We start from the raw sequence: 24,583 nt of genomic DNA on the forward strand, positions 1-24,583 counted from the left end.
GGGATCAGACGCCAGAGCCGCCCACCGTCAACCCGCCGATCATCACCGTGGGCTGGCCCACGCCGACCGGCACCCATTGCCCCTGCTTGCCGCAGTTGCCCATGCCCGGGTCGAGCGCCATGTCGTTGCCGAGCGCCCGGATCTGCTGAAGCGCGGTCGCTCCGTCGCCGATCAGCGTGGCGCCCTTGACCGGCGCGCCGACCTTGCCGTCCTTCACGCGGTAAGCCTCTGTGCAGGAGAACACGAACTTGCCGCTGGTGGTGTCCACCTGCCCGCCGCCGAAGCCCACGGCGTAGATGCCGTCCCTGAGGTCGGCGAGGATATCGGCGGGGTCCGCATCGCCGCCCAGCATGTAGGTATTGGTCATGCGCGGCATCGGAATATGCGCATAGCTCTGGCGCCGCCCGTTGCCGGTGGGCGCAACCCCCATCAGCCGCGCGTTCTGGCGGTCCTGCATGAAGCCCACCAGCCGCCCGTCCTCGATCAGCACGTTCTTGCCCGAGGGCGTGCCCTCGTCGTCCACGGTGATCGACCCGCGCCGGTCGGGGATGGTGCCGTCGTCCAGCACGGTCACCCCCTTCGCCGCGATCTGCTGGCCCATCAGCCCCGCGAAGGTCGAGGCGCCCTTGCGGTTGGCGTCGCCCTCCAGCCCATGGCCGATGGCCTCGTGCAGCAGGATGCCCGGCCAGCCGGGGCCAAGCACGATGTCCATGACACCGGCGGGTGCCGGTTCGGCGCGCAGGTTCACCAGCGCGATCCGCAGCGCCTCGCGGGCCTTGGCCTGCCAGTCCTGCGGCTCCAGCAGGCCCTCCAGCGTGACGCGCCCGCCGCCGCCGGCGGTGCCGGATTCGCGGCGGCCGTTCTCTTCGACGATGACAGAGACATTGACCCGCGTCATCGGGCGCACATCCGTGACCAGCCCGCCCTCGGGGCGCAGGATGGCCACCTCCTGCAAAGAGGCCGCGATGGTTGCCGTCACCTGCACGACGCGCGAATCGAGACCGCGCGCAAAGGCGTCGATCTCTTTCAGCGTGTCGATCTTGACCGGGAAGGACGCCCCCGCGATCGGGTCGGCATCGGTATAAAGCGTGCGGTTCGTGCCCGCGGGCGGGGGCGCCATGACGCCACCGCCCTCGCCGACTGCCAGCCGCGCCGTCTGCGCCGCCCGCTTCAGCGCGCTTTCGGAAATCTCGGTGGCATGGGCGTAGCCCGCGACCTCGCCGTTCACGGCGCGCAGGCCGAAACCCTCGGCGGCATCGTAGCTGGCGGTCTTCACGCGACCGTCGTCCAGAACCAGCGACTCGGACCGGCGGCGTTCGAGGAAAAGCTCGCCATCCTCAGCCCCCGCAAGGGTTTCGCGCAGGATGGCAGAGGCGCGGTCCTGGTCCAGATGGGTCTCGAACGGGCGGAAGGGGGCGTCGCTCATGGGGTCCTCGGCTTGATCTGGATCAAAAAAAGCGGCGCTTTGCCGCAAGAGTACTGCTTTATCGTACCCCCGGAATATGGTTTTAAGCACCGCAGAACGCAATGGGAGGACCGGGCCGCGATTCCGTGGCGCGCGAAAGCCATTCCATGACCGATGACGCTAGATCAGGGTAGACCATGCAACTCAAGACGATGCTGACGGGCCTTGCCGCCGCCTTCCTCGCCGCGCCGGCCCTGGCGCAGGACCTCGATGTGGTGGGCAAGCCCCACGCCGGCGGACTGGGCTTTCAGCCCGCCGCAACCGAACTGGCCCGCGACCTGCAGTGGCTCGACGGCATGATCCTGGTGATCATCACCATCATCACGCTGCTAGTGGTGGGCCTGCTCGCCTGGTGCGTGGTGCGCTTCAACGCCCGGTCGAATCCGACCCCCAGTTCCTTCACCCACAACACCCCGATCGAGATCGCCTGGACGCTGGGCCCGATCGTCATCCTCGTCTTCATCGGCGCCTTCTCGCTGCCGGTGCTGTTCAAGCAGCAGGAGATCCCCGAGGGCGACATCACCATCAAGGTGACCGGCTACCAGTGGTACTGGGGTTACGAATACGTCGGCGAGGACCTGGCCTTCGAAAGCTACATGATCGGCTCGCCCGCCACCGGTGGCGAAAACCGCATGTCGCCGGAAGTCTCTGACATGCTTCAGGAAGCCGGGTACACGGACGAGGATTTCCTGCTGGCCACCGACACCGCCGTCGTGGTGCCCGTGGGCGCGACCGTGGTGATGCAGGTCACCGCCGCCGACGTGATCCACTCGTGGACCATCCCGGCCTTCGGCGTGAAGCAGGACGCCGTCCCCGGTCGCCTGGCCGAGCTGCACTTCACCGCCGAGCGTGAAGGCGTGTACTTCGGCCAGTGCTCCGAACTCTGCGGCATCGCGCATGCCTACATGCCGATCACCGTCCAGGTCGTCAGCCCCGAGGCCTATGACGCATGGCTTGCGGCTTCCAAGGAAGACGGCTGGCCGGTGGATGTCCGCACCATCCTGACGAACTGAAGCGGCGCGGCGGGTTGAAGACCCGCCCTGCCCCGACTTTTTGAACGACGTGACGGGTGGGCATCGGGCCCGCCCTGTTCACAGGAGAGACCATGAGCGACGCAAGCTTCGACAGCCAGCTTCGGGAGAACGAGGCGGAATTCGGCGATTACTTCGCCCTGCTCAAGCCACGCGTGATGACGCTTGTGGTCTTTACCGCCTTCGTCGGCCTGCTGGCGGCACCGGTCGCCGTGCATCCCTTCGTCGGCTTCTGCGCAATCCTCTTCATCGCCGTGGGCGGCGGCGCCTCGGGCGCGCTGAACATGTGGTACGACGCCGACATCGACGCGGTGATGAAACGCACCGCCAAGCGCCCGATCCCCGCGGGCCGCGTGGCGCCCGAAGAGGCCCTGGCCATCGGCCTGACCCTGTCGGTCTTTGCCTGCGTGTTCCTCGGCCTTGCCACCAACTGGCTGGCCGCCGGGCTGCTGGCCTTCACCATCTTCTTCTACGCGGTCATCTACACGATGTGGCTGAAGCGCGCGACGCCGCAGAACATCGTGATCGGCGGCGCCGCCGGGGCCTTCCCCCCGATGATCGGCTGGGCCGCCGCGACCGGCGACATCTCGACCGCCTCGGTGCTGATGTTCTGCCTGACCTTCCTGTGGACCCCGCCGCACTTCTGGGCGCTGGCGCTGTTCGTCCGCATGGACTACGACAATGCGACCGTGCCGATGCTGACCGTGACCCATGGTCGCCGCGCGACGCGCACACATATCCTGGCCTATACCGTCCTGCTGGCGGCCTTCGCCATCGGGCTGGGCTTCACGCAGGTCGGCGGACCGATCTACCTTGCCACCGCCCTGGTGCTGAACGCGCTCTTCCTGCGCGGCGCCTGGGCCATCTGGCGCCGGGACGAAGCCACCTGCGAGGCCGACAACTTCAAGGCCGAGAAAAGCTTCTTCAAGCTGTCCCTCGTCTATCTCTTCGCCCATTTCGGCGCGATCCTCGTCGAGGCGGGCCTCGACCGCATGGGAGCCTGGTAATGGCGGGTCTGGTCAAGGAACACGAACTTCATCGCCGCCGGAAGGGGCGCAACATGGGAGTGGGCCTCGTGCTCGTTGCCTTCATTGCGCTGATCTTCGGGCTGACCATCGTCAAGGTCGGCGGCGGCGACTATCAGGCAAGACCGGAAACGGAGGTCCAGGATGGCAATTGACGGCAAGCAGAAAACGGTTCTCCAACTCGCCGGCGTGGTCGTGACCATGGGCGCGCTGGCATGGGCCTCTGTCCCCTTCTACAACTGGTTCTGCCGGGTGACCGGTTACGGCGGCACGACCGCCGTCGCCCAGGGCTCTACCGGCGAGATTCTGAACAAGACCATCAAGGTCAAGTTCGACGCGTCGAAGGACCGCGACATGGCCTGGGAATTCAAACCCATGCAGACCGAGATGACGGTGCGCATCGGCGAAGAGGGCCTGGCCTTCTACGAGGCGCACAACCCCACCGACCGGCCCATCGCCGGTCAGGCCACCTATAACGTCGCCCCCTATGATGCCGGCAGTTTCTTCAACAAGATCGAGTGTTTCTGCTTCACCGAGCAGGTGCTGATGCCGGGAGAGCGGGTACAGATGCCGGTCAGCTTCTTCGTCGACCCCGAGATCGTCACCGACCGGGACGCGAAGTACACCAAGCACATCACCCTGTCCTACACCTTCTACGAGATAGACCTGCCCGAAGAAACGCAGGCCGCTCTCGATACCGGTGCCCTTGGCGCCGCCCCCCAAAACGATGCACAAGCATCCGATAACGAACGCCTGAACTGAGGGAACGCCATGGCGCATGCAAAAAATCACGACTACCACATCCTGAGCCCCTCCATCTGGCCGCTTGCCGGCGCCGTGGCGGGCTTCGTCATGCTGTTCGGCGCTGTGCTGTGGATGCACGACCACGGGCCCTGGGCCTTCCTGGTCGGCCTCGTCGGCGTGCTTTACGTCATGTTCGGCTGGTGGTCCGAAACCGTCGCCGAGAACCAGGTGGGCGATCACACGCCGGTCGTGCTGATCGGCCTCCGCTACGGCTTCATCCTGTTCATCATGTCCGAGGTGATGTTCTTCTTCGCGTGGTTCTGGAGCTTCTTCAAACACGCGCTGTACCCGATGGACCCGAACGGCAACTCGCCCGCCATCGACGGCCCCTGGCCGCCCGCCGGGATCGAGACCTTCGACCCCTTCCACCTGCCGCTGATCAACACGCTGATCCTGCTGTGCTCGGGCGCCGCCGCCACCTGGGCGCACCACGCGCTGGTGCACGAGAACAACCGCAAGGACATGGTGTCCGGCCTGACCATCGCGATCCTGCTGGGCCTGATCTTCTCGGTCTTCCAGGCCTATGAGTACAGCCACGCGGCCTTCGGCTTCTCGGGCAACATCTATGGCGCCAACTTCTTCATGGCGACGGGCTTTCACGGGTTCCACGTGATCATCGGGACGATCTTCCTGTTCATCTGCCTGCTGCGGACCATGCGCGGCCACTTCACCCCGGAAAACCACCTCGGGTTCGAGGCGGCGGCCTGGTACTGGCACTTCGTGGACGTGGTCTGGCTGTTCCTCTTCGCCTCGATCTACATCTGGGGCGCCTGACGGCCCCCATACAGACAGGGCTTGCACCCGCACCCTGCTGCGATAAACCAAGGCGCGCCCCATACGGCGCGCCTTTTTCGTGCCGCCTGCCCTGACCAAGACCGAGGCCACCCGTGTTGAACCGTCTTGCCGCCCCCCTGCTGATTGGCCTTCTCGGCGCTGCCGTGCTGCTGTGGCTGGGTTTCTGGCAGATGGACCGGCTGGCCTGGAAGCAGGGTGTGCTGGCAGAGATCACCGCAACCATCGACGGCGACCCGCAGCCGCTGCCGGTGCTCGTCGACCCCGAAGCGCAGCGCTACCAGCCCGTGACCCTGACCGGGCACATCGGCGACGGCGCGCTCTTCGTGTTGGTCTCGGTCAAGCGGCAGGGCGCGGGCTGGCGGGTGATCTCGCCCTTCACGACAGACGACGGGCGCACGATCCTGCTCGACCGGGGCTTTACCCCGGTGGCCGAAAAATCCGCGCCCCCGCGCAGCGGCCCCGTCACCCTGACCGGAAACCTGCACTGGCCCGACGACCGCAACGATTCGACCCCCGAGAACGACGAGGCGGGCAACACCTGGTTCGCCCGCGACATCGGCCCCATGGCCGAGGCGCTGAAGACCGAACCGCTGCTGGTCGTCGCCCGCGACATCACGCCGCCGGACTCGGGCATCGCCCCCCTGCCCGTCTCGACCGAGGGTATCCCGAACGACCACCTGCAATATGCCGTGACCTGGTTTTCCCTCGCCGCGGTCTGGCTTCTCATGACCGGCGCCTGGATCTGGCGCCGCCTGCAAGGCAAGGACTGACCCCATGCGCTATATCTCCACCCGCGGACAGGCCCCGGCCCTGACCTTCGAAGAAGCCATGCTTTCGGGCCTCGCCCGCGACGGCGGCCTCTATGTCCCCGAGACGATCCCGCAGATGTCCCCCGCCGAGATCAGGGCGCTGCACGGCCTCAGCTACGAGGAAACCGCCTTCCGCGTCATGCGGCCCTTCATCGGCGAGACCTTCGACGACGCCACCCTGCGCGAGCTGATCGCCAAGGCCTACGCCGGCTTCGGGCATGAGGCCCGCGCGCCGCTGAAGCAGCTGGCGCCCGGCCATTTCCTGATGGAGCTGTTCCACGGGCCGACGCTGGCCTTCAAGGACTTCGCCATGCAGCTGATCGGCCAGTTCTTCCAGGAGGCGCTGAAGCGCCGGGGCGAGCGCGTGACCATCGTCGGCGCCACCTCGGGCGACACCGGCAGCGCCGCCATCGAGGCCTTCAAGGGCCTCGACAATGTCGACGTGGTGATCCTGTTCCCGCATGGCCGCGTGTCCGAGGTGCAGCGCCGCCAGATGACCACGCCGTCCGAGTCCAACGTCCACGCCCTCGCGCTCGACGGCGATTTCGACGACTGCCAGGCGCGGCTGAAGGACATGTTCAACCACTTCGACTTCCGCGACGAGGTGCGGCTGGCGGGCGTCAACAGCATCAACTGGGCGCGGGTTCTGGCGCAGGTCGTCTACTACTTCTCCGCCGCCGTGTCGCTGGGCGCGCCCGAGCGCAAGGTCAGCTTCACCGTGCCCACCGGCAACTTCGGCGACATCTTCGCGGGCTTCATCGCCAAGCAGATGGGCCTGCCGATCCACCGCCTGGTGATCGCGACCAACCAGAACGACATCCTGCACCGCTGCATGGAAACCGCCGAGTACCGCAAGAACGGCGTGATGCCCTCGATCTCTCCGTCGATGGATATCGAGGTCTCGTCCAACTTCGAGCGCGCGCTGTTCTGGGCGCATGACAAGGACGGCGCCGCCATCGCCAAGCTGATGAACGAGCTTCAGACAGAGGGCAGCTTTGCCATCTCGCCCAACGCCATGGGCGCGCTGGCCGAGCATTACGACAGCGGCCGCGCCGACGAGGCGACCACCAGCGCCACCATCAAGGCGACCCGCGCCAGCGCCGGAGAGCTGCTCTGCCCGCATTCCGCCGTGGGCGTCCATGTCGGCACCGAGGCCGCCGCAAAGGCCCCCGAGACGCCGATGATCACGCTGGCCACGGCGCATCCGGCCAAGTTCCCCGACGCGGTCGAGGCGGCCAGCGGCATCCGCCCCCCTCTTCCCAATCGCATGGCCGACCTGTATGAGCGTCCGGAACGCGTGACGCGGGTCGCCAACGACCTGTCCGCACTCGAGTCCCTGATCAAGGAGCGTATCGCCCGGTGACCGTCCAGCTCGCGACCCTTTCCAATGGCCTCCGCATCGTCACGGAACGGATGCCCGGGCTGCAATCCGCCTCTGTCGGCCTCTGGGTCACTGCGGGCGGGCGGCACGAGCGGCCCGAACAGAACGGCATCGCGCATTTCCTTGAGCACATGGCCTTCAAGGGCACCGGACGGCGCAGCGCGCTGCAGATCGCCGAGGAAATCGAGGACGTGGGCGGCTATATCAACGCCTATACCTCGCGCGAGGTCACGGCCTATTACGCCCGCGTGCTAGAGGCCGATACCGCGCTGGCGGTGGACGTGCTGGCCGATATCCTGCGCAATCCCCTCTTCGAGGAGCGCGAGATAGAGACCGAGCGGCACGTCATCCTGCAGGAGATCGGGCAGGCGCATGACACGCCGGACGACATCATCTTCGACTGGCTGCAGGAAAAGGCCTACCCGGAACAGGCGCTGGGGCGGACCATCCTTGGCGAATGCGACCGGGTGCGGGGCTTTGGCCGCGACGACCTGACCGCCTTCGTCGACGAACACTACGGGCCCGACCAGCTGATCCTTTCGGCGGCGGGTGCGGTCGATCACGACACGCTTGTGCGGCAGGCCGAGGCGCTTTTCGGCGACATGACCCCGCGCCGCGCGCTGATCGCGGACACCGCGCGCTTTCACGGCGGCGAGGCGCGGCGCACGAAGGACCTTGAACAGGCGCATATGGCGCTGGCCTTCGAGGCGCCGGGCTACCGCGACCCCGCCTTCTACGCCGCGCAGATCTATTCCATCGCCCTTGGCGGCGGCATGTCCTCGCGCCTGTTTCAGGAAATCCGCGAGAAGCGCGGGCTGTGCTACACCATCTTCGCCCAGAACGGCGCCTATGCCGACACCGGCCTGACGACGATCTACGCCGGAACCTCGGGCGAAGAGATGCCGGAACTGGCGCATCTGACGGTGGACGAGATGAAGCGCGCCGCCGAGGACATGAGCGACGCCGAGGTCGAGCGCGCCCGCGCCCAGATGAAGGCGGGCCTGCTGATGGGCCTCGAAGGCTCTTCCTCGCGGGCCGAGCGCATGGCACGCATGGTGCAGATCTGGGGCGAGGTGCCGCCGATCGAGCGCACGGTCGAACGCATCGACGCGGTGACCCGCGCGGACGTTCTGGCCTTCGCGCAGGATCAGGCCCGGACGGCGGGCGCCGCGCTGGCGCTTTACGGCCCGGTGGATGGCGCGCCGACACTGGAACAATTGCAGGAACGACGGGCCGCCTGATGATCGCTTTCCGGCGCAAGCTGCGGCTCGAGACGGAGCGTCTGACGCTGCGCCCCCCGGTGCATGCGGATTACGCCCCCTGGGTCGCGCTGCGCCGGGAAAGCCGCGACTACCTGACCCCCTGGGAGCCCTCGTGGTCGCCCGACCACCTGTCGCGCAAGGCCTTCACCAATCGCGTCTACTGGGCCTCGCGGTCGATCGCCGCCGGAACCGCCCTGCCGCTGTTCCTGATCCGGCGCAGGGACGAGGCGCTCCTGGGCGCCATCACGCTGGACAATATCCGCCGTGGACCGGCGCAGGCGGGCACCCTGGGCTACTGGACCGGGCAGGCCTATGCCCGGCGCGGCTACATGTCCGAGGCCATCGCGGCGCTGGTGCATCATTCCTACGAGCGGCTGAACCTCAGCCGGGTCGAAGCCGCCTGCCTGCCCGAAAACGTCGCCTCGCGCGGGCTGCTGGAACGCTCGGGATTCAAATACGAGGGCGTGGCGCAAAGCTATCTTCAGATCAACGGGCGCTGGCGGACACATGTGCTTTATGCGGCGCTGCGCATGGACCGGCGCGGGCGCACCTCGGTCGGCTAGCACGGTCCGGGCGCGGCCCTGCCCGAGGCCCGGCAGGACAGGCCGGTGGCGCGGGCCGCTTGTCGGGTGAAGGGGACGCGCGCGCCTGACGCTCCTATCTAGGGCACATCGAAACGCCCCCGTTGCCCCGGCGCTTGGCCACATTCCGGCGAAGCCCCCCCAACCACAACCGGTGCCCCCGGCCTGCCCGTTTCCACGGCACGCCCCACCGCTGCGCCTGCCTCTGACGCCGTCGTGACTTTGGCGGCTGGGCTTTCGCGCCTAGGCTGGATGGACACCACGGGAGTCCGCCATGTTCCGCCGCAGCCTTCGGGTCCTGAGCGCCCAGATCCTGACCGCTTTGACCCTGACGCCCCTGACCCTGCCCGCATCGGCGCAAGAGCAGCGCCGCCCCAGCCATTGCATCGCCATCGCCGACGCCGCCCCGGGGCTGGAGGTCCTGCACAGGGCAAACTGGCAGGCGCCCCTGCCCCAGTACAGCGTTGGCATCCACTACATCGGCCATGCCTCCTTCCTGATCCGCACGCCGGGCGGGCTGGAGACGGTCACGGACTTCAACGGCTACTTGGGCCAGACGACGCTGATCCCCGATATCGTCACCATGAACCACGCCCATGACACCCATTGGACCGAGGCCATCGACCCGGCCATCCCGCATGTGCTGCGCGGCTGGGGGGAAGAGTTCGGCGCCGGGATCGACCACCACCTCGACCTTGGCGAGATGCTGATCCGCAATGTCTCGACCGACATCCGCTCGGCCTATGGCGGGACAGAACCCGAGGGCAATTCGATCTTCATCTTCGAAGTCGAGGGCCTGTGCATCGCCCATCTTGGCCACCTGCATCACGAACCCACGGATGAACAATACGCCGCGCTTGGCCGGGCCGACGTGCTGATGGTGCCGGTGGACGGCGGGCTGACCCTGCCCCTGCCGGTGATCGTGCGGGTGACAGAGCGGCTGAAATCCTCCATCGTGATCCCGATGCACTGGTTTTCCGGCTACGCGCTGGAGCGGTTTCTCGAAGACATCGACGAGAGCTTTGTCATCGACCGCCGGGACGGGCCTTTCATGACGGTCTCGCTGCGCGACCTGCCCGCGCGCCCGACAGTCGTGGTCCTGCAGCCGCAGTGGCTGACCGATACCCAGTGACCGCCCGGCTTGCCGCAGATAGTATCCAAGTGTATGCAATACTCAGCCCGACCGGGGCGAGAGGATTTCAGCCGCCACGAGGACCAGCATGCCGCTTTCCCCCGCCGATGACGCCTTTGCCGACAGTCTGGCAAAGACCCTGCCCGCCGATACCCTGCGCCGCGCCGAACCCCGCTATCTGGAAGAGCCGCGCGGGCACTGGAAAGGCAGCGCCGGCTGGGTCGCCCTGCCCCGCAGCGCCGAAGAGGCAGCGACGATCGTCCGTGCCTGCGCGGCGGCGGGCGTGGGCGTGGTGCCCTATGGCGGCGGGACGGGGCTTGTGGGTGGGCAGGTCTCGCCCGATCAGCCCGCGCCGCTGGTGATCTCGCTGGAACGCATGACCCGTATCCGCGCCGTCAGCGCCGTCGAGAACGTGCTGACGGTCGAGGCGGGCGCCATCCTGACCGACGTGCAGGCCGCCGCCGAAGAGGCCGGGCGCCTGTTTCCCCTGTCGCTCGGCTCGGAAGGCTCGGCGCGGATCGGCGGCCTGCTGGCGACCAACGCGGGCGGGGTGAACACGCTGCGTTACGGCAATGCCCGCGATCTGGTGCTTGGGCTGGAGGCAGTGCTGCCGGACGGCACGCTGTGGCACGGGCTGAAACGGCTGCGCAAGGACAACACCGGTTATGACCTGCGCCACCTGCTGATGGGTGCCGAGGGGACGCTGGGGCTGATCACGGCGGCCAGCCTGAAGCTGTTCCCCCGGCCCGCCGCCACCGGTGTGGCGATCCTTTCGGTCGCCGGACCGCAGGCGGCGCTGGACCTTCTGTCCATGGCGCGCGGACAGCTGGGCGAGCAGATCAGCGCCTTCGAGCTGATCCACCGCATGGGCTTCGACTTTCTGTCCGAGGCGATGCCCGAGGTCCGGCAACCCTGGCCGGAGCCGCCGGAATGGGCGGTGCTGATCGAGATCGGGCTTGGCGCCGGGCAGGATCCGGACGCGGCGCTGGAGCTACTGTTCGGCGAGGCGCTGGAGGCCGGGCTGGTCGACGACGGCATGGTCGCACAGAGCGAACAGCAGGCGGCGGATTTCTGGGCCTGCCGCGAGCAGATCCCGGAAGCCAACCGCCATATCGGCGCGATTTCCAGCCATGACATCGCCGTGCCGCTGAGCGCCCTGCCCGAGTTCATCGCGCGCGGCGGACCGGCTCTGGCGGAACTGGGGGACTTCCGGATCAACTGCTTCGGCCATGTCGGCGACGGCAACCTGCATTACAACGTCTTCCCGCCGAAGGGGCGCAAGGCCTCGGAGTTCCGCGCATTGCGCGAGGCGATCAAGACCTGCGTGCATGACGTGGTGCATGCGCTCGACGGCTCTGTCAGCGCCGAGCACGGCATCGGGCGGCTGAAGGTCGGCGACCTGGCACGCTACGGCGATCCGGCCAAGCTGGCGGCGATGCGGGCGATCAAGGTCGCGCTGGATCCGGCGGGGATCATGAACCCCGGCGCGGTGCTGCGCGGCTGACCTTCGTGGAGGGGCGCTGCCCCTCGCCCTGCGGGCTCACCCCGAGGGTATTTGGACCAAGAAGAAACCCAGGGCGCGCGGGCCTCAGCGCGCCGCCACCTGGAAGACGCAGCCGTCCGAGACCAGCATGGGGCGCGTCAGGCAGAGGCCCATGGCGACCTCGAAGGCGGCGAGCACCTTGGGCACGTAGTCGCGGGTTTCGGCATAGGGCGGCACGCCGCCATGCTGGCCGATGGAGTTTTCGCCCGCGTTGTAGCCTGCTAGGACGAGGATCGGGTCGCCGTCGAATTTCTGCATGAGGAAGTCGAGGAAGGCGACGCCGCCCGCGATATTCTGCGCCGGGTCGAGGCTGTCCGTCACGCCGAAGCGCGCGGCGGTGGCGGGCATGAGCTGCATCAGCCCCTGCGCACCGGCGCCGCTGACCGCATCCTTGCGGCCCCCGGATTCGACCGAGATCACCGCCAGGGCCAGCGCCGGCGAGACCCGGGTGCCCACCGTTTCCCGCAGGATGTCCTTGCCGTGGCGCGCCGCGATGTCCTGCAGCGCCTGAAGGCGCGGCGCAGCCACCCGTTCGCCCGCCGGCCCCTTGCCCAGCGTCATCAGCGCCGGTTCCAGCCGACCTGGACCGCTGTCTTCCTGCCTTGCGGAGACCGTGCTCCAGAACCAGCCGTAGCGGGTCGACGGGGCGGTGGGCGCAACGGCGGCGGCGGCGGTCGAGACAGGCTTTGCCTCTGGCGCAGGGGCGGATTTCTGCGGCAGCGGCGGCACCGCCGGGTTGGCGCGCGGCGCGATCTGCACGGTGATGCGCTTCCTGGCGCCCGAGGCGGGCGGTTTCACCCGCTTGGCGGAAAAATCGGCGAAGGGCTGCGGGGCTTCCGCTGCCGCGGACAGCGCAAGGGTCGCGCCAAGCGCGGCGGCGCAAAGGAGTCTGACTGCCATGGACCTGCTCGTTCTTCTGCCTGCGGCATCTTTTCCGCCAGTCTGGCATAAAACCGGACCCATTTCCACGAAGTGTTGCCCCTGCGTGAACGGCTGTGGCGGGTTTTCCCGTCCAAAGGACTGGTCTGCCGCCCCTTTCCAGAGAGAAATCCCTGAAAGAGGGGTTCAATTCCAAATACTTGTTCGCGCCCCGACAAGGCCCCGATCAAAACCCAAAATCAATCCAATCCGGTCCAAATCTCGCCGCAAAGGAAGGGCTAATTAGGGTCATACCAACGAGGGAACAGGGCAAGTGAGAGAGGCCCGCAGCAAGCCCCCGAAGGTGAATGTGAGCAAACACACTTCTACGGAGAGAGACCATGATCAACTTCATCAAGAACTTCCGCAAGGACGAAGACGGCGCAGTCACGGTTGACTGGGTTGTTCTGACCGCCGCCGTCGTGGGCCTGGCGATTGCTGCCTACGGCACCATCTCGGCCAACACCCAGACGCTGATCGGCACCGCCGCCACCGCCGTCGCAACCGAGAACACCAACTTCGGCAACTGATCTCCGGCATAGGTCCGGGGCTCTACGAAGAGGCCACAATGCGAACGCCCGCCGTACGCGGCGGGCGAGCGTGAGGAAAGCCAAGACCCCATACAGCCCCATTCCGGAGAAATGCGATGTGCAACCGCCTGTCGACCTTTTCGAACGAAGAAGACGGCGCGGTCACCGTCGACTGGGTCGTCCTGACCGCAGCGATGATCGGTCTGTGTATCGCCGCCTACACGGCGATCGAGACCTCTACGCTGGGATTGCGGGACGCTGTGGCAACCGAACTGACCGAACAGAACAACTTCTGACGTTTGCCCCTGTTTCCAGGCGCCCGTCTTCCAGACCGGAAGGCGGGCGCCCCTTTGCATTTCCGACCGAAACGACGGGCCCGGTGGCGCCGGAAAAGCACCGCGCGACCGCCCCGCTTTCGCCCCAAACCCCGGTGAGACTGGGGCAGACACTTCCCGGTCCGGCCCCGGTCGGACAGCTGTTTCAAAGGTGATCCAGATGCGACTTCTATTCGGACTTGTGCTCATCGCCGGGATCGGCCTGGCCGGTTTCGCCGTCTACATGGCGCAGAACTACATCGGCGCCTACGAAACGGCGCTTCAGCAGGAGCGCGCCAAGAACGTCGGCGCGATCCCGACGCAGCAGATCTACGTGGCCAAGCGCGCCATCGCCTATGGCGAGCCGGTGACCGCCGAGGACGTCGTGCTGGCAAACTGGCCGAAGGAGATCCTGCCCGAGGGCATCTTCGACGCCGAGACACCGCTTTTCCAGCCCGGCGATGCGCCCCGCGTTGCCATGCGCCCGATCGAGAAGTTCGAGGCCGTCATGGCGGTCAAGGTCTCGGAGCCCGGCGGCGATGCCGGCCTGACCTCGCGGCTGGATCGCGGGCAGCGCGCCTTTGCGATCAAGGTGGATGTGGCCACCGGCGTTTCCGGCTTTCTGCGCCCCGGCGACCGGGTGGACGTCTACTGGACCGGGCGGATCGGGTCCAACGATCCGAACCTGCCCAGGGGCGATGTGACCAAGCTGATCGAGACGGGGGTGCGCCTGATCGCCATCGACCAGATGGCGGTAACCGAGCTGAACTCTGCCACCATCGCCCGGACCGTGACGGTCGCCGCCAGCCCGCAGCAGGTCGCGGCCCTGGCTCAGGCGCAATCGACCGGCAACCTGTCGCTGTCGCTGATGGGCCACAACGACGACACCGTGGCCGAGGCCATCGAGGTCGACCAGCGCGCCTTGCTGGGCCTTGCCCAGGTCGAGCAGCAGGCACCGGAGGCGGCGCAGCCCTGCGTAACCCGCGTGCGCCGGGGCGCCGAAGTGGTCGAGATCCCGATCCCCTGCACCAACTGACCAAGGCCCGACGACCACGGGCAGCGCGGGGGCTTTCCGCATCCTCGGCCCCCCGGCCCGTGCGGGACCACAAGCCATGGCGCGATCCTAAACCCCTGCCCCGCCGGGCAACGGCGGGGTCGATGGCCCGGCAGCCCCTTGGCAAAGTCACGGGTTGAGGCCCGACGGGCAGACGCCCTGGGCGAGCCCGCCACAGACGCGCAACCTAAAAGAGAACACCCCGGGCCCGCCCATCACACCTGTTGCGAGATATCCACATAAAGGCCGGGCGCGAAGGCATTGATTGTTGCAAAAAATCGGGAATTGCAGCAGGCTTTGTCAAAATGCGGGCGAAAAGACCCGGATGCAGAGGCGTGATCGAAAGGCAGGTCACATGAAATTCGACTTTGTGAAGGCGGCCCTTCTGGGGCTGACCTTGGGGTTTGCCCCGCTGGCGGAGGCTGTCCAGGCCGAAACCGTGCATGTGGTCCGCACCGGGACCGAACAGATCCTCAGTGTCCCGATGAACCGGGCCGTGGTGGTCGAAAGCGACGTGCCCTTCGCCGAACTGTCCATCGCCAACCCGGCCATCGCCGACATATCCTCGCTTTCGGATCGCACCATCTACGTGCTGGGCAAGACGCCGGGCACGACGACGCTGACCATCCTCGACCCGCAGGGCCGGCTGATCACCAATGTCGATGTCCGCGTGTCGGCGGATGTGTCCGAGTTCAAGGAACGGCTGCGCCAGATCCTTCCGGACGAGAAGATCGAGGTGCGCACCGCCAACGACGGCATCGTGCTGTCGGGCACCGTGTCTTCGACCATGCGCATGCAGCGCGCGCTGGATCTTGCGGAACGCTACGCGCCCGAGCGGGTGTCGAATCTGATGGGCGTCGGCGGCGTGCAGCAGGTCATGCTGAAGGTCCGCTTCGCAGAGATGCAGCGCACGGCAGCCAAGTCGCTTGCCGCCTCCATCGCGACCGGGGGCTCTGTCCTGAACGGCGATCTGGGGCTTGAGGTCGGCACCGGCAATGCAGCCCCCTTCGCCAATGTGGACGCCGTGGCGGACAAGCTTCGGCCACGCACTGTCGACACGCAGGGCGCAACGCTTTTCGGTTTCAATGCCGGCGGGCTGGAAGTGGGCATCCTGCTGGAGGCGCTGGAGCGCAAGGGCGTCGTCCGCACGCTGGCAGAGCCGAACCTGACCGCCCTGTCCGGGCAGGAGGCCAAGTTCCTCGCCGGTGGCGAATACCCGATCCCGGTGGCCCAGCAGAACAACACGATTTCCATCGAATACAAGCCCTTCGGTGTCGAGCTGAACTTCATTCCCCGGGTGGTGGACGGCGATCTGATCAACCTCGAACTGGAAGCGGCGGTCTCTTCCATCGACACCAACAACGCGGTCGTCCTGTCCGACATCGCGGTCAATGCCTTCAGGCGGCGCGAGACCTCGACCACGGTGGAACTGCGCGACGGCGAAAGCTTTGCCATCGCCGGCCTCTTGATGGACGACTTCCAGGACCTCAACGACCAGGTGCCGTGGCTGGGTGACGTGCCGGTGCTGGGCGCGCTCTTCCGCAGCGCCTCGTACCAGCGCGAACAGTCCGAGCTGGTCATCATCGTGACGCCACACCTCGTGACGCCGACCCGGGGCGAGGCCTTTGCCCTGCCCACCGACCGCGTCGTGCCGCCGACCGAGAAGGACCTCTTCCTGCGCGGCAAGACCGTGGGCGCCGACCCGTTCCGCACCCCCGTCCGCGGCGGCGCCGGAGAGGTGGCAAAGCAGGATTACACCGGCTCCTACGGCTACGTGATGGATTGAACGGATGATGCAGACGCGAAAGACTCTCCGACTGACCATGCTGGGCCTCTCGGCCGGGGCGATGCTTTCGGGCTGCGCGGCGCGCGACGTCAACGGCTTCAACCGCGAGGCCGGGTCGCTGATCGACACCGGCGACTTCGGCAATGCCACGATGAACAATCACCAGTACATGACCGGGCAGAAGCAATACGTCTACGACCTGTCGCAGCGCTTCGCCTCGGAGGTGCTGACCACGGTCAACTTCGCCTTCAACTCGTCCACACTGGATCAGGGCGCCATCGACACCCTGCGCGAACAGGCGCGCTGGATTCGCCAGTTCCCCGAGGTCCGCTTCCGCGTCTACGGCCACGCCGACAAGGTCGGCAGCGCCGGGTACAACAAGGCGCTTGGCCTGAAGCGCGCCAATACGGTGGTGAATTTCCTCGTCAGCCAGGGCATCTCGCGCACGCGGCTCGAGGCGGTGGTCTCCTTCGGCGAGACCCAGCCGCTGATCGTGACCGAGGGCCGCGAACGCCGCAACCGGCGCACCGTGACAGAGGTTTCGGGCTTCGTGACCGGGCATCCGACCATCCTCGACGGCAAATACGCCGAGGTGATCTATCGCGAATACGTCAACAGCGCGGAACCGGAAAGCGGCCTGACCGGGCTGCAGGGCCGGGATTTCGGCATCGACCAGTAAAGGCGGCGCCGGACGGGGCACGCGCATCGGCAAAGGGGGGCGGCTGCGGCCGCCCCGTCGCGTTTCTGCCCCATTTCCGCGCGATCGACAGGCCGCTGCCCCCCCTTCACCACCCCCTTCCATGCGCGCAGGCATGCCTTGGCGCACGGTCCGAAACAGGACCGACACCCCCTCCCCGACCAGACCCGTCGTCCGGAATCACCGCACAATTTCGGTTTTTCGGCCCAAATGTTGCCGCCTTTTCCGGTGAGTTTGACCTCTCAGGACCACTCCGCCGACCCGACTCGGCGGTGGCGGTCGCGGAGCAAGAGGCCCGACAGAATGTCGTCGCCCCTCCGGGACCGAGCCAAGAAGGACGCGAGGCATGACGAGCTTGACCGATACAGAGGCAGAAGCCCCCCCCATCGTGGCCTGCACGATCAGCCGGGACGTGCAGAACTTCGACCTGTTGATCGAGGACATGGAAACCCTGCTGGGCGAGGCATGGGGCGACCTGGGGTTCGAGGAGGCCGCCGCCTTCTTTCACCAGCCCGAAGCCGCCACGCTGGAATTCATCGCCATGGCGATCGACGCCATCGACGAACCCGACCTGCCGATGCTGTCCAGCATCATCGCCAGCGCGCGGGATGCCGGCATCAAGGTCGTGCTGATCGCCGAAGACGTGACCCCGGCCTCGTTGCACCAGCTTCTGCGCAAGGGCGCCGACGAATTCGTGCCCTATCCCCTGCCCGAGGGCGAACTGGGCGCGGCGGTCGAACGGCTGCGCGCCCCGGCCCCGGCCCCTGTCGCGATCGCCCCAGAACCAGCCGCCCCTGCGCCCACCGGCGTCACGCTGAAGGGCGGCGGCGACGGCGTTCTGATCGCGGTACAGGGCCTTGCCGGGGGCGTCGGCGCCTCCACGCTTGCGGTCAACCTTGCCTATGAGCTGGCCACCTCCGGCGGCAAGGACCAGCAGCCGCGCGTCTGCCTGATCGACCTCGGGCTGCAGTTCGGTTCGGTCTCGACCTACCTCGACCTGCCCCGGCGCGAGAACGTCTACGAACTGCTCTCGGACATCGACGCGATGGACGGCGACAGTTTTGGCCAGGCGCTGTCCAGCTACGAGGGCAAGTTGCAGGTGCTGACCTCTCCGGCGGATATCCTGCCGCTGGACCTCATCGGCCCCGCCGAGGTGCACAAGATCCTCGACGTCGCCCGCGATCACTTCGACTACATCGTCATCGACATGCCGGGGACCGTCGTCCAGTGGACGGAAACGGTGCTGACAGAGGCGCAGATCTACCTGGCCATGGTCGAACTGAACATGCGGTCCGCCCAGAACGCGCTGCGGCTGAAGAAGGCGCTGAAGTCCGAGGACCTGCCCTTCGAGAAGATCCGCTTTGTGCTGAACCGCGCGCCGAAATTCACCGACCTTCAGGCGAAAAGCCGGGTCAAACGCATGGCCGACAGCCTGGAAATCGCGCTGGACGTGCAATTGCCCGACGGCGGGCGGGTGGTGGCACAGGCCTGCGACCACGGGCTTCCGCTGGCCACCCATGCGGCCAAGAACCCGCTCCGCAAGGAGATCGTGAAGCTGGCCCTCCAACTCATCGCCATCGGTGTCGACGACGCCGAGGCCGCCTGATCCCGCTGCCATAAGGACATCCGATGTTCTCGCGCTACAAGAAACCTTCCGTCCAGTCCAAAGCCCCGCAACCGGTCGCCCCGGCCAAGGCGCCGGAGGCCGTGGCCACGGCCGCGCCCAGACCCGTCGTCAAGCGCCGCGAACAACCGACGCGTGTCGCGGCGCAGGCCGCGCCGATGGACAAGGAAAAGAAGCGCAAGGAACGCATCGGCGAGATCAAGCTGGAGCTGCACCGCGCGCTTCTGGACAACCTCAACCTTGCCGCGCTGGATCATGCGACGGAACACGAGCTGCGCGAAGAGATCGGCGAGATCGCGCTGGAGGCCCTGCAGGACAAGGGCATCGTGCTGAACCGCGAAGAGCGGCGCGCGATGATGAACGACCTCTACGACGAGGTGAAGGGCCTTGGCCCGCTGGAGGCGCTGCTGAAGGACGATACGGTTTCGGATATCCTCGTCAACGGCCCGCACCAGATCTTCATCGAACGCAACGGCAAGCTCTCGCTTTCGGACATCACGTTCAAGGACGAGAAGCACCTGATGCGGATCATCGACAAGATCGTCTCGGCCGTGGGCCGTCGCGTCGATGAATCGAACCCCTATGTGGACGCCCGCCTGACCGATGGCTCGCGTTTCAACGCCATGGTGCCGCCGATCGCCATCGACGGCAGCCTCGTATCCATTCGCAAGTTCAAGAAGGACAAGCTGGGCATCGACGACCTGGTGAATTTCGGCGCCTTCACCGAGGAAATGGCGATCTACCTGCAGGCCGCCGTGGCCACGCGCCTGAACATCATCGTCTCGGGCGGTACGGGTTCGGGCAAGACCACCACGCTGAACGCGCTGTCCAGCTTCATCGACGACAGCGAACGCATCCTGACCATCGAGGATACGGCGGAGCTTCAGCTTCAGCAGACCCACGTGGGCCGGATGGAAAGCCGCCCGCCGAACGTCGAGGGCAAGGGCGCCGTGACGCCGCGCGACTGCCTGAAGAACGCCCTGCGGATGCGCCCCGACCGGATCATCGTCGGCGAAACCCGGGGCGAGGAAGTCATCGACATGTTGCAGGCCATGAACACCGGCCACGACGGGTCGATGACCACGATCCACGCGAACTCTGCCCGCGACGGCGTGGCGCGTCTGGAAAACATGATCGCCATGGCGGGCATCGACATGCCGCTGAAGGCCATGCGCAGCCAGATTTCCAGCGCCGTCAACCTGATCGTGCAGGCCAGCCGCCTTCAGGACGGCTCTCGCCGGATGACCTCGATCACCGAGATCACCGGCATGGAGGGCGACGTCATCTCGATGCAGGAGCTGTTCCGCTTCCAGCGCGTCGGCCTGACCCCCGACAACAAGATCATCGGCCACTTCACGGCCACCGGCGTGCGCTCTGCCTATTCCGAGCGCTTCCGGATGTGGGGGTATGACATCCCCGCCTCCATCTACGAACCCTTCCGCCCGGAGTAACCATTATGCTGTCCGCTGCCCCGATCATTTACGGCATGATCTTCGTGGGCGTCCTCGTGCTGGTGAATGGCGTCTATCTGGTCGCCTTCGGCAAATCGATCTCGCTGTCGAACAAGGTCAACCGCCGCCTCGAACTGCTCGACAAGGGCGAGCGCCGCGAGGACGTTCTGGCCAAGCTCCGCAAGGAGATGGACCAGCACATGGAAAGCCGGTCGCTGCCGCTGTATTCGCTGCTTGCGGACAAGGCGCAGAAGGCCGCGCTGGCCTTTACCCCGCAACAGCTGATGATGGTCATGGCGGGTGCCGGGGCCTTTGCCTTCGTGGGCCTGTCCGTCGCGACCGAGGCCAGCCTGCCGGTCCGCGTGGTGATGGCGGTGATGATGGGCGTCGGCGGAGTCTACATGTGGGTGAACCACCGCGCGAAGAAACGCCTTGGCATGATCGAAGAGCAGCTTCCCGATGCCGTGGAACTGCTGGTCCGCAGCCTGCGGGTGGGCCACCCCTTTACCTCGGCGATCACCATCGTGTCGAAAGAGCTGAAAGACCCGCTTGCCACCGAATTCGGCATCATCGCGGACGAGAACGCCTATGGCCGCGACGTCGGCGAGGCGCTCAAGCACATGGCCGAGCGGCTGGACATGCAGGATCTGCGCTTCCTCGCGGTGGCGGTGGCGATCCAGCAGCAGGCGGGTGGCAACCTCGCCGAGATCCTCGAAGGCCTCGCCAAGGTGATCCGGGCGCGGTTCCGCCTGTTCCGCCGGGTCAAGGCAATCACCGCAGAGGCGCAGTGGTCGGGCAAGTTCCTGTCGGGCTTCCCCGTGGCCTGCCTGATCTTCATCCAGGTGGCCAAGCCCGATTACTACGACAACGTGCTCGATCACCCCTGGTTCATACCGGCCTGCTTCATCGTCGGTATCATGCTGACGCTGAACGTGATTGTCATGCGCGCTTTGACGAATATCAAGGTCTGAGGAAACCCCGCCATGTTCGAACAGATCAACAACCAGATCACCGGTCTTCTGGGTCCCGCCGGACCGCTGATCGTCGTCGCGGGCCTTGCGGTCCTGCTGATCCTCGCCACCATTCCGATGATGCTGAATACGCGTCCGGACCCGATGGACAAGCTGAAGCAGTCCGGCAAGGACAAGCTGGATGCGCAGACCCGCGCGGTCCTGCGCGACAAGAAGAAGAACGAGAAGCTCAACAAATACGCGCAGTTCCTCGAACCGCAGGATGCCAAGGAACTGTCTGAAATCCGCATGAAGATGATGCAGGCGGGCTATCGGTCCAAGGACGCGGTGCAGTTCTACTACTTCGCCCAGTTCGCGCTGGGGCTGGGTCTTCTGAGCGCGGGCGTCCTTTACTTCCTGATGTTCGTCGACCCGGCAGAGGCGACGCTGAACCAGAAGCTGATGTATATCCTCGGCCCCGGCGCCCTTGGCTACATGGCGCCGAAATACTGGGTGACCAAGCGGCAGGCTCAGCGCAAGGAAGAGATCCAGCTGGGCTTTCCCGATGCGCTGGACATGATGCTGGTCTGCGTCGAGGCCGGGCAGTCGATGGACCAGTCCATCACCCGCGTGGCCCGGGAATTGCGCGCCTCCTACCCGGCGCTCTCCGACGAATTCGAGATCATCAGCCACGAGATGAAGGCCGGCAAGGACCGCAGCCAGGTGCTGAAGGACATGGGCGACCGCTGCGGCGTGCAGGATGTGTCGTCCTTCGTCACCGTGCTGAACCAGGCCCAGACCTTCGGCACCTCGATCGGCGAGGCCCTGCGGGTCTACGCCAGCGAGATGCGTGACAAAAGGGTCATGCGCGCCGAAGAAGCGGCAAACAAGCTGCCGACAAAGATGACGTTGACGACTATGATGCTGACGGTGCCTCCGCTGCTGATCATCCTGGTCGGTCCCTCCGTGGTCGGCATCACGCAGATGAGTGCAATGACGGGCAACTAGAATGAGCAGATGGTCCCGGGCGACCGCGCTGATCCTGACACTGACGCTGGCCGCCTGTTCGCAAACGGGCGGCCTTGACGCACGCGACAGGGCCTCTCCCTTCGCGCCGACGCTGGACCCGGGCGGCGAGGCCGTCGACGGGCTGACCGTCGGCCACCGGCTGATGGACGCGGGCCAGCACGAGCTTGCGCTTGACGCCTACCTGCGCGCGGCGGGCGAACAGGGGCTGACCGGCGAAGTGCTGACCGCGCTGGGGTCGGCCAATCTTGCGCTGGGGCGGCTGAACCAGTCGGAACGGCTGCTGCGGCAGGCGGTCGAGATGGACCCGGACTGGCCCGAGGCCTGGAACAACCTCGGCGTCACCCTGATGGAGCGCGGCCAGACCGCCGAGGCCTCGCAGATCTTTCGCAAGGCCTATGCGCTGGACAATGGCGAAAGTGACGCAATTCGCGACAATCTGCGCTTGGCCCTCGCAAAAATGGAAAATTCCCTCTATGATGAGGCCGCAGAACAAGATTTTCAGATCGTGCGGCGCGGCGGCGGGTCCTACCTGATCCGCTCGAAATCCGCGCTGGACGTCTGAGACAGGCAAGGGGCGCCCCTCGACGGGCGCCTTCCCCCGCAAAGGGGGGCAAGACAAAGGACCGGAACAGGTCCGGCAAAGAACAGGCACCGCCGAACACGGCGGGCACGAGGCAGAGCAGTAAGAGGACGCAGGCACATGCGCCATCCCATCGTTGTGACCCTTTGCGTGGCGGGTTTCGCCGCGCTGTCGGCCTGTGAAAAGGGCATCGACACAGCCGAGATGGACCGCAAGTTCCAGGGCGTGAACGCCATCGACGGCACCGACCTGAACGATGTCATGCTGACGGTCGGCGACCCGAACGAATCCGTGGCCTATTTCAAGCGCGCCAGCGAGGAACAGCCCGAGCGGATCGAGTTCCAGCGCAACCTCGCCGCTTCGCTGGTGCGCGCCAAGCGCATGACAGAGGCCAAGACAGCCTGGGCGCAGGTCGTGGCACATCCCGACAGCATCGACGACGACCGCGTGCAGCTGGCCGATGCGCTGATCCGCGCGGGCGACTGGGAACAGGCCGAAAAGGTCCTGAACGCCGTCCCGCCCACGGTCGAGACCTTCAAGCGCTACCGGCTCGAGGCGATGATCGCCGACAGCAAGAAAGAGTGGAAGAAGGCCGACAGCTTCTACGAGACCGCCGTGGGCCTGACCACCACCCCGGCCTCGACGCTGAACAACTGGGGTTTCTCGAAACTGACGCGCGGCGAACACGCCGAGGCGGAACGGCTGTTCACAGACGCCCTGCGCCACGATCCCAAGCTGTTCACCGCCAAGAACAACCTCGTGATGGCGCGCGGCGCGCAGGGCAACTACACCCTGCCGGTCATGTCGATGACCCAGTCGGAACGGGCGGAACTGCTGCACTCCATGGCGCTGACCGCGGTCAAGCGCGGCGATGTCGAGATCGGCAAGGGCCTTCTGCGCGATGCGCTGGAAACCCATCCGCAACATTTCGAGGCCGCCGCCCGCGCGCTCTCGGCGCTCGACAGCAGCGCCAGCGTCCTGAACTGACGGCAGGAGGACCGGACATGCAGCGCCTGCGACAGAAGACCCTGCGCCGCGGGCCGGTGCCGTGCTGATCCCCGCCAGCGCGGCGGCCTGGTTCCTGCCCTTCGCCCTGCCGATCTGCCTCTATATCTGCTACACCGACATGAAGGGGATGCGCATCCCCAACCATGCGGTGGTGGCCCTCTTCGCGGTCTACGCGATGGTTGGCCTGATCGCCCTGCCGCTCGATACCTACCTCTGGGGCTACCTGCATCTTGTGGTGGTCCTGATCGCGGGCATCGCGCTGAACGCCGGTGGCGCGCTCGGAGCCGGAGACGCCAAATTCGCCGCCGCCGCCGCGCCGCTGATCCACCTCGGCGACCTGCGCTTCCTGATGATCCTCTTCGCGGCCAACCTGCTGGCGGCCTTCTTTGCCCACCGCCTCGCCAAGCACACGCCGCTCCGCCGCCTCGCCCCGCATTGGAAAAGCTGGGACACCGGCTCCAAGTTCCCCATGGGCATGGCACTTGGCGGCACGCTGGCGCTCTACCTCGTGCTCGGCGTCTGGTACGGCCAGACACCGCCGCAGTAACCGGCAAGACCCTCGCCAATCCTTCCGGGAAACCGGCCCCTCCCGGCCACAGCGGGATGCCCCCATGGCGGTCCGCCTGACCGGCAAACCCGGCGGCATCGGGCCCATTGCGCGCAGGTATCGGGCCAGGGTCTTCACGCCCTTCGCCACGATCATGGCCGCGGCCCCTGCTGACCGCCCCGGGGCGCGCCTCCCACGCCATGCCCCCTTGCCAGCCCCGGCGTCCCCGCCCCGCGCGCCCCGACAGTCGCCCATGCCCGTGGCTCC

At 66.5% G+C, this 24,583-nt stretch carries 25 protein-coding genes; 23 read left to right on the forward strand and 2 right to left on the reverse strand.

Going from position 1 to position 24,583, the window contains the following annotated elements:
- Positions 1–4: 4 nt before the first annotated feature.
- Positions 5–1,426, reverse strand: coding sequence for a metalloprotease TldD (gene tldD / locus ACN5KJ_RS18195; RefSeq protein WP_418595340.1), 1,422 nt, complete (start codon positions 1,424–1,426; stop codon positions 5–7).
- Between the two features lie 176 nt (positions 1,427–1,602).
- Between tldD and coxB the strand changes: the two genes are divergently transcribed.
- The 11 genes from coxB (at position 1,603) to ACN5KJ_RS18250 (ending at position 11,789) form a co-directional block, all read left to right on the forward strand.
- On the forward strand, positions 1,603–2,478 hold the full coding sequence (gene coxB / locus ACN5KJ_RS18200) for a cytochrome c oxidase subunit II (RefSeq protein ID WP_418595342.1): 876 nt from the start codon (positions 1,603–1,605) through the stop codon (positions 2,476–2,478).
- A 92-nt stretch (positions 2,479–2,570) separates the two neighbouring features.
- Positions 2,571–3,503, forward strand: coding sequence for a heme o synthase (cyoE, locus tag ACN5KJ_RS18205; RefSeq protein ID WP_418595344.1), 933 nt, complete (start codon positions 2,571–2,573; stop codon positions 3,501–3,503).
- Positions 3,503–3,676, forward strand: coding sequence for a hypothetical protein (locus ACN5KJ_RS18210; protein ID WP_347167006.1), 174 nt, complete (start codon positions 3,503–3,505; stop codon positions 3,674–3,676). Before cyoE ends, ACN5KJ_RS18210 begins: the two co-directional genes overlap by 1 nt.
- The gene (locus ACN5KJ_RS18215) at positions 3,666–4,283 is read left to right on the forward strand and encodes a cytochrome c oxidase assembly protein (protein WP_347167005.1); all 618 of its coding nucleotides are present in this window, start codon (positions 3,666–3,668) and stop codon (positions 4,281–4,283) included. The genes ACN5KJ_RS18210 and ACN5KJ_RS18215 overlap by 11 nt, the downstream gene beginning before the upstream one ends.
- Positions 4,284–4,292: 9 nt before the next feature.
- Complete coding sequence (locus tag ACN5KJ_RS18220) at positions 4,293–5,099, forward strand: cytochrome c oxidase subunit 3 (RefSeq protein ID WP_418595347.1); 807 nt, start codon at positions 4,293–4,295, stop codon at positions 5,097–5,099.
- Between the two features lie 116 nt (positions 5,100–5,215).
- Complete coding sequence (locus ACN5KJ_RS18225; RefSeq protein ID WP_418595525.1) at positions 5,216–5,890, forward strand: SURF1 family protein; 675 nt, start codon at positions 5,216–5,218, stop codon at positions 5,888–5,890.
- Between the two features lie 4 nt (positions 5,891–5,894).
- The gene (thrC, locus tag ACN5KJ_RS18230) at positions 5,895–7,292 is read left to right on the forward strand and encodes a threonine synthase (RefSeq protein ID WP_418595349.1); all 1,398 of its coding nucleotides are present in this window, start codon (positions 5,895–5,897) and stop codon (positions 7,290–7,292) included.
- A complete protein-coding gene (locus tag ACN5KJ_RS18235) occupies positions 7,289–8,551 on the forward strand; it encodes a pitrilysin family protein (protein ID WP_347167003.1) in 1,263 nt (420 codons plus the stop codon). The genes thrC and ACN5KJ_RS18235 overlap by 4 nt, the downstream gene beginning before the upstream one ends.
- On the forward strand, positions 8,551–9,135 hold the full coding sequence (locus ACN5KJ_RS18240; protein ID WP_418595351.1) for a GNAT family N-acetyltransferase: 585 nt from the start codon (positions 8,551–8,553) through the stop codon (positions 9,133–9,135). The genes ACN5KJ_RS18235 and ACN5KJ_RS18240 overlap by 1 nt, the downstream gene beginning before the upstream one ends.
- A gap of 292 nt (positions 9,136–9,427) precedes the next feature.
- Positions 9,428–10,285, forward strand: a complete 858-nt coding sequence (locus tag ACN5KJ_RS18245; RefSeq protein ID WP_418595353.1) for an MBL fold metallo-hydrolase — start codon at positions 9,428–9,430, stop codon at positions 10,283–10,285.
- Positions 10,286–10,373: 88 nt separating this feature from the next.
- The gene (locus tag ACN5KJ_RS18250) at positions 10,374–11,789 is read left to right on the forward strand and encodes an FAD-binding oxidoreductase (protein WP_418595355.1); all 1,416 of its coding nucleotides are present in this window, start codon (positions 10,374–10,376) and stop codon (positions 11,787–11,789) included.
- Between the two features lie 84 nt (positions 11,790–11,873).
- Here the strand turns inward: ACN5KJ_RS18250 and ACN5KJ_RS18255 are convergent, their stop codons facing one another.
- Positions 11,874–12,728 (reverse strand): lytic transglycosylase domain-containing protein, encoded by an 855-nt coding sequence (locus ACN5KJ_RS18255; RefSeq protein ID WP_418595357.1) that lies wholly within the window; start codon positions 12,726–12,728, stop codon positions 11,874–11,876.
- A 359-nt stretch (positions 12,729–13,087) separates the two neighbouring features.
- Here ACN5KJ_RS18255 and ACN5KJ_RS18260 point away from each other — a divergent pair, with 359 nt between their 5' ends.
- From ACN5KJ_RS18260 to ACN5KJ_RS18315, 12 genes are all read left to right on the forward strand, one after another.
- The gene (locus ACN5KJ_RS18260) at positions 13,088–13,276 is read left to right on the forward strand and encodes a Flp family type IVb pilin (protein ID WP_418595359.1); all 189 of its coding nucleotides are present in this window, start codon (positions 13,088–13,090) and stop codon (positions 13,274–13,276) included.
- 116 nt (positions 13,277–13,392) lie between these two features.
- Positions 13,393–13,572 (forward strand): hypothetical protein, encoded by a 180-nt coding sequence (locus ACN5KJ_RS18265; RefSeq protein WP_347167001.1) that lies wholly within the window; start codon positions 13,393–13,395, stop codon positions 13,570–13,572.
- 199 nt (positions 13,573–13,771) lie between these two features.
- Positions 13,772–14,626, forward strand: a complete 855-nt coding sequence (gene cpaB, locus ACN5KJ_RS18270) for a Flp pilus assembly protein CpaB (protein ID WP_418595361.1) — start codon at positions 13,772–13,774, stop codon at positions 14,624–14,626.
- 373 nt (positions 14,627–14,999) lie between these two features.
- Positions 15,000–16,430, forward strand: coding sequence for a type II and III secretion system protein family protein (locus ACN5KJ_RS18275; RefSeq protein WP_418595363.1), 1,431 nt, complete (start codon positions 15,000–15,002; stop codon positions 16,428–16,430).
- Positions 16,431–16,467: 37 nt separating this feature from the next.
- Positions 16,468–17,109: an OmpA family protein gene (locus ACN5KJ_RS18280; protein ID WP_418595365.1), complete on the forward strand. Its 642-nt coding sequence runs from the start codon at positions 16,468–16,470 to the stop codon at positions 17,107–17,109.
- Positions 17,110–17,473: 364 nt separating this feature from the next.
- The gene (locus ACN5KJ_RS18285; protein WP_418595367.1) at positions 17,474–18,733 is read left to right on the forward strand and encodes an AAA family ATPase; all 1,260 of its coding nucleotides are present in this window, start codon (positions 17,474–17,476) and stop codon (positions 18,731–18,733) included.
- A 23-nt stretch (positions 18,734–18,756) separates the two neighbouring features.
- Positions 18,757–20,202, forward strand: a complete 1,446-nt coding sequence (locus ACN5KJ_RS18290) for a CpaF family protein (RefSeq protein ID WP_418595369.1) — start codon at positions 18,757–18,759, stop codon at positions 20,200–20,202.
- 5 nt (positions 20,203–20,207) lie between these two features.
- Entirely contained in the window at positions 20,208–21,173 is a 966-nt protein-coding gene (locus ACN5KJ_RS18295; RefSeq protein WP_347166999.1) for a type II secretion system F family protein, read from the forward strand.
- Positions 21,174–21,185: 12 nt separating this feature from the next.
- Entirely contained in the window at positions 21,186–22,160 is a 975-nt protein-coding gene (locus ACN5KJ_RS18300; RefSeq protein WP_347166998.1) for a type II secretion system F family protein, read from the forward strand.
- A 1-nt stretch (position 22,161) separates the two neighbouring features.
- Positions 22,162–22,743, forward strand: coding sequence for a tetratricopeptide repeat protein (locus tag ACN5KJ_RS18305; RefSeq protein WP_418595372.1), 582 nt, complete (start codon positions 22,162–22,164; stop codon positions 22,741–22,743).
- Positions 22,744–22,881: 138 nt separating this feature from the next.
- Positions 22,882–23,748 (forward strand): tetratricopeptide repeat protein, encoded by an 867-nt coding sequence (locus ACN5KJ_RS18310; RefSeq protein ID WP_347166997.1) that lies wholly within the window; start codon positions 22,882–22,884, stop codon positions 23,746–23,748.
- A gap of 61 nt (positions 23,749–23,809) precedes the next feature.
- Positions 23,810–24,316: a prepilin peptidase gene (locus ACN5KJ_RS18315; RefSeq protein ID WP_418595374.1), complete on the forward strand. Its 507-nt coding sequence runs from the start codon at positions 23,810–23,812 to the stop codon at positions 24,314–24,316.
- Positions 24,317–24,583 lie beyond the last annotated feature (267 nt).

This window comes from Ponticoccus sp. (in: a-proteobacteria) (genome assembly GCF_048381735.1).

Excerpts from the sequence above, each read along its gene's own strand:
- ACN5KJ_RS18215 (WP_347167005.1), top strand. The coding sequence starts at position 3,666 with ATGGCAATTGACGGCAAGCAGAAAACGGTTCTCCAACTCGCCGGCGTG.
- thrC (WP_418595349.1), top strand. The coding sequence starts at position 5,895 with ATGCGCTATATCTCCACCCGCGGACAGGCCCCGGCCCTGACCTTCGAA.
- ACN5KJ_RS18275 (WP_418595363.1), top strand. The coding sequence starts at position 15,000 with ATGAAATTCGACTTTGTGAAGGCGGCCCTTCTGGGGCTGACCTTGGGG.
- cyoE (WP_418595344.1), top strand. The coding sequence starts at position 2,571 with ATGAGCGACGCAAGCTTCGACAGCCAGCTTCGGGAGAACGAGGCGGAA.
- ACN5KJ_RS18280 (WP_418595365.1), top strand. The coding sequence starts at position 16,468 with ATGCTGGGCCTCTCGGCCGGGGCGATGCTTTCGGGCTGCGCGGCGCGC.
- ACN5KJ_RS18305 (WP_418595372.1), top strand. The coding sequence starts at position 22,162 with ATGAGCAGATGGTCCCGGGCGACCGCGCTGATCCTGACACTGACGCTG.
- ACN5KJ_RS18295 (WP_347166999.1), top strand. The coding sequence starts at position 20,208 with ATGCTGTCCGCTGCCCCGATCATTTACGGCATGATCTTCGTGGGCGTC.
- ACN5KJ_RS18260 (WP_418595359.1), top strand. The coding sequence starts at position 13,088 with ATGATCAACTTCATCAAGAACTTCCGCAAGGACGAAGACGGCGCAGTC.
- tldD (WP_418595340.1), bottom strand. The coding sequence starts at position 1,426 with ATGAGCGACGCCCCCTTCCGCCCGTTCGAGACCCATCTGGACCAGGAC.
- ACN5KJ_RS18240 (WP_418595351.1), top strand. The coding sequence starts at position 8,551 with ATGATCGCTTTCCGGCGCAAGCTGCGGCTCGAGACGGAGCGTCTGACG.
- ACN5KJ_RS18255 (WP_418595357.1), bottom strand. The coding sequence starts at position 12,728 with ATGGCAGTCAGACTCCTTTGCGCCGCCGCGCTTGGCGCGACCCTTGCG.
- ACN5KJ_RS18285 (WP_418595367.1), top strand. The coding sequence starts at position 17,474 with ATGACGAGCTTGACCGATACAGAGGCAGAAGCCCCCCCCATCGTGGCC.
- cpaB (WP_418595361.1), top strand. The coding sequence starts at position 13,772 with ATGCGACTTCTATTCGGACTTGTGCTCATCGCCGGGATCGGCCTGGCC.
- ACN5KJ_RS18310 (WP_347166997.1), top strand. The coding sequence starts at position 22,882 with ATGCGCCATCCCATCGTTGTGACCCTTTGCGTGGCGGGTTTCGCCGCG.
- ACN5KJ_RS18265 (WP_347167001.1), top strand. The coding sequence starts at position 13,393 with ATGTGCAACCGCCTGTCGACCTTTTCGAACGAAGAAGACGGCGCGGTC.
- ACN5KJ_RS18290 (WP_418595369.1), top strand. The coding sequence starts at position 18,757 with ATGTTCTCGCGCTACAAGAAACCTTCCGTCCAGTCCAAAGCCCCGCAA.
- ACN5KJ_RS18220 (WP_418595347.1), top strand. The coding sequence starts at position 4,293 with ATGGCGCATGCAAAAAATCACGACTACCACATCCTGAGCCCCTCCATC.
- ACN5KJ_RS18300 (WP_347166998.1), top strand. The coding sequence starts at position 21,186 with ATGTTCGAACAGATCAACAACCAGATCACCGGTCTTCTGGGTCCCGCC.
- ACN5KJ_RS18245 (WP_418595353.1), top strand. The coding sequence starts at position 9,428 with ATGTTCCGCCGCAGCCTTCGGGTCCTGAGCGCCCAGATCCTGACCGCT.
- coxB (WP_418595342.1), top strand. The coding sequence starts at position 1,603 with ATGCAACTCAAGACGATGCTGACGGGCCTTGCCGCCGCCTTCCTCGCC.
- ACN5KJ_RS18250 (WP_418595355.1), top strand. The coding sequence starts at position 10,374 with ATGCCGCTTTCCCCCGCCGATGACGCCTTTGCCGACAGTCTGGCAAAG.
- ACN5KJ_RS18210 (WP_347167006.1), top strand. The coding sequence starts at position 3,503 with ATGGCGGGTCTGGTCAAGGAACACGAACTTCATCGCCGCCGGAAGGGG.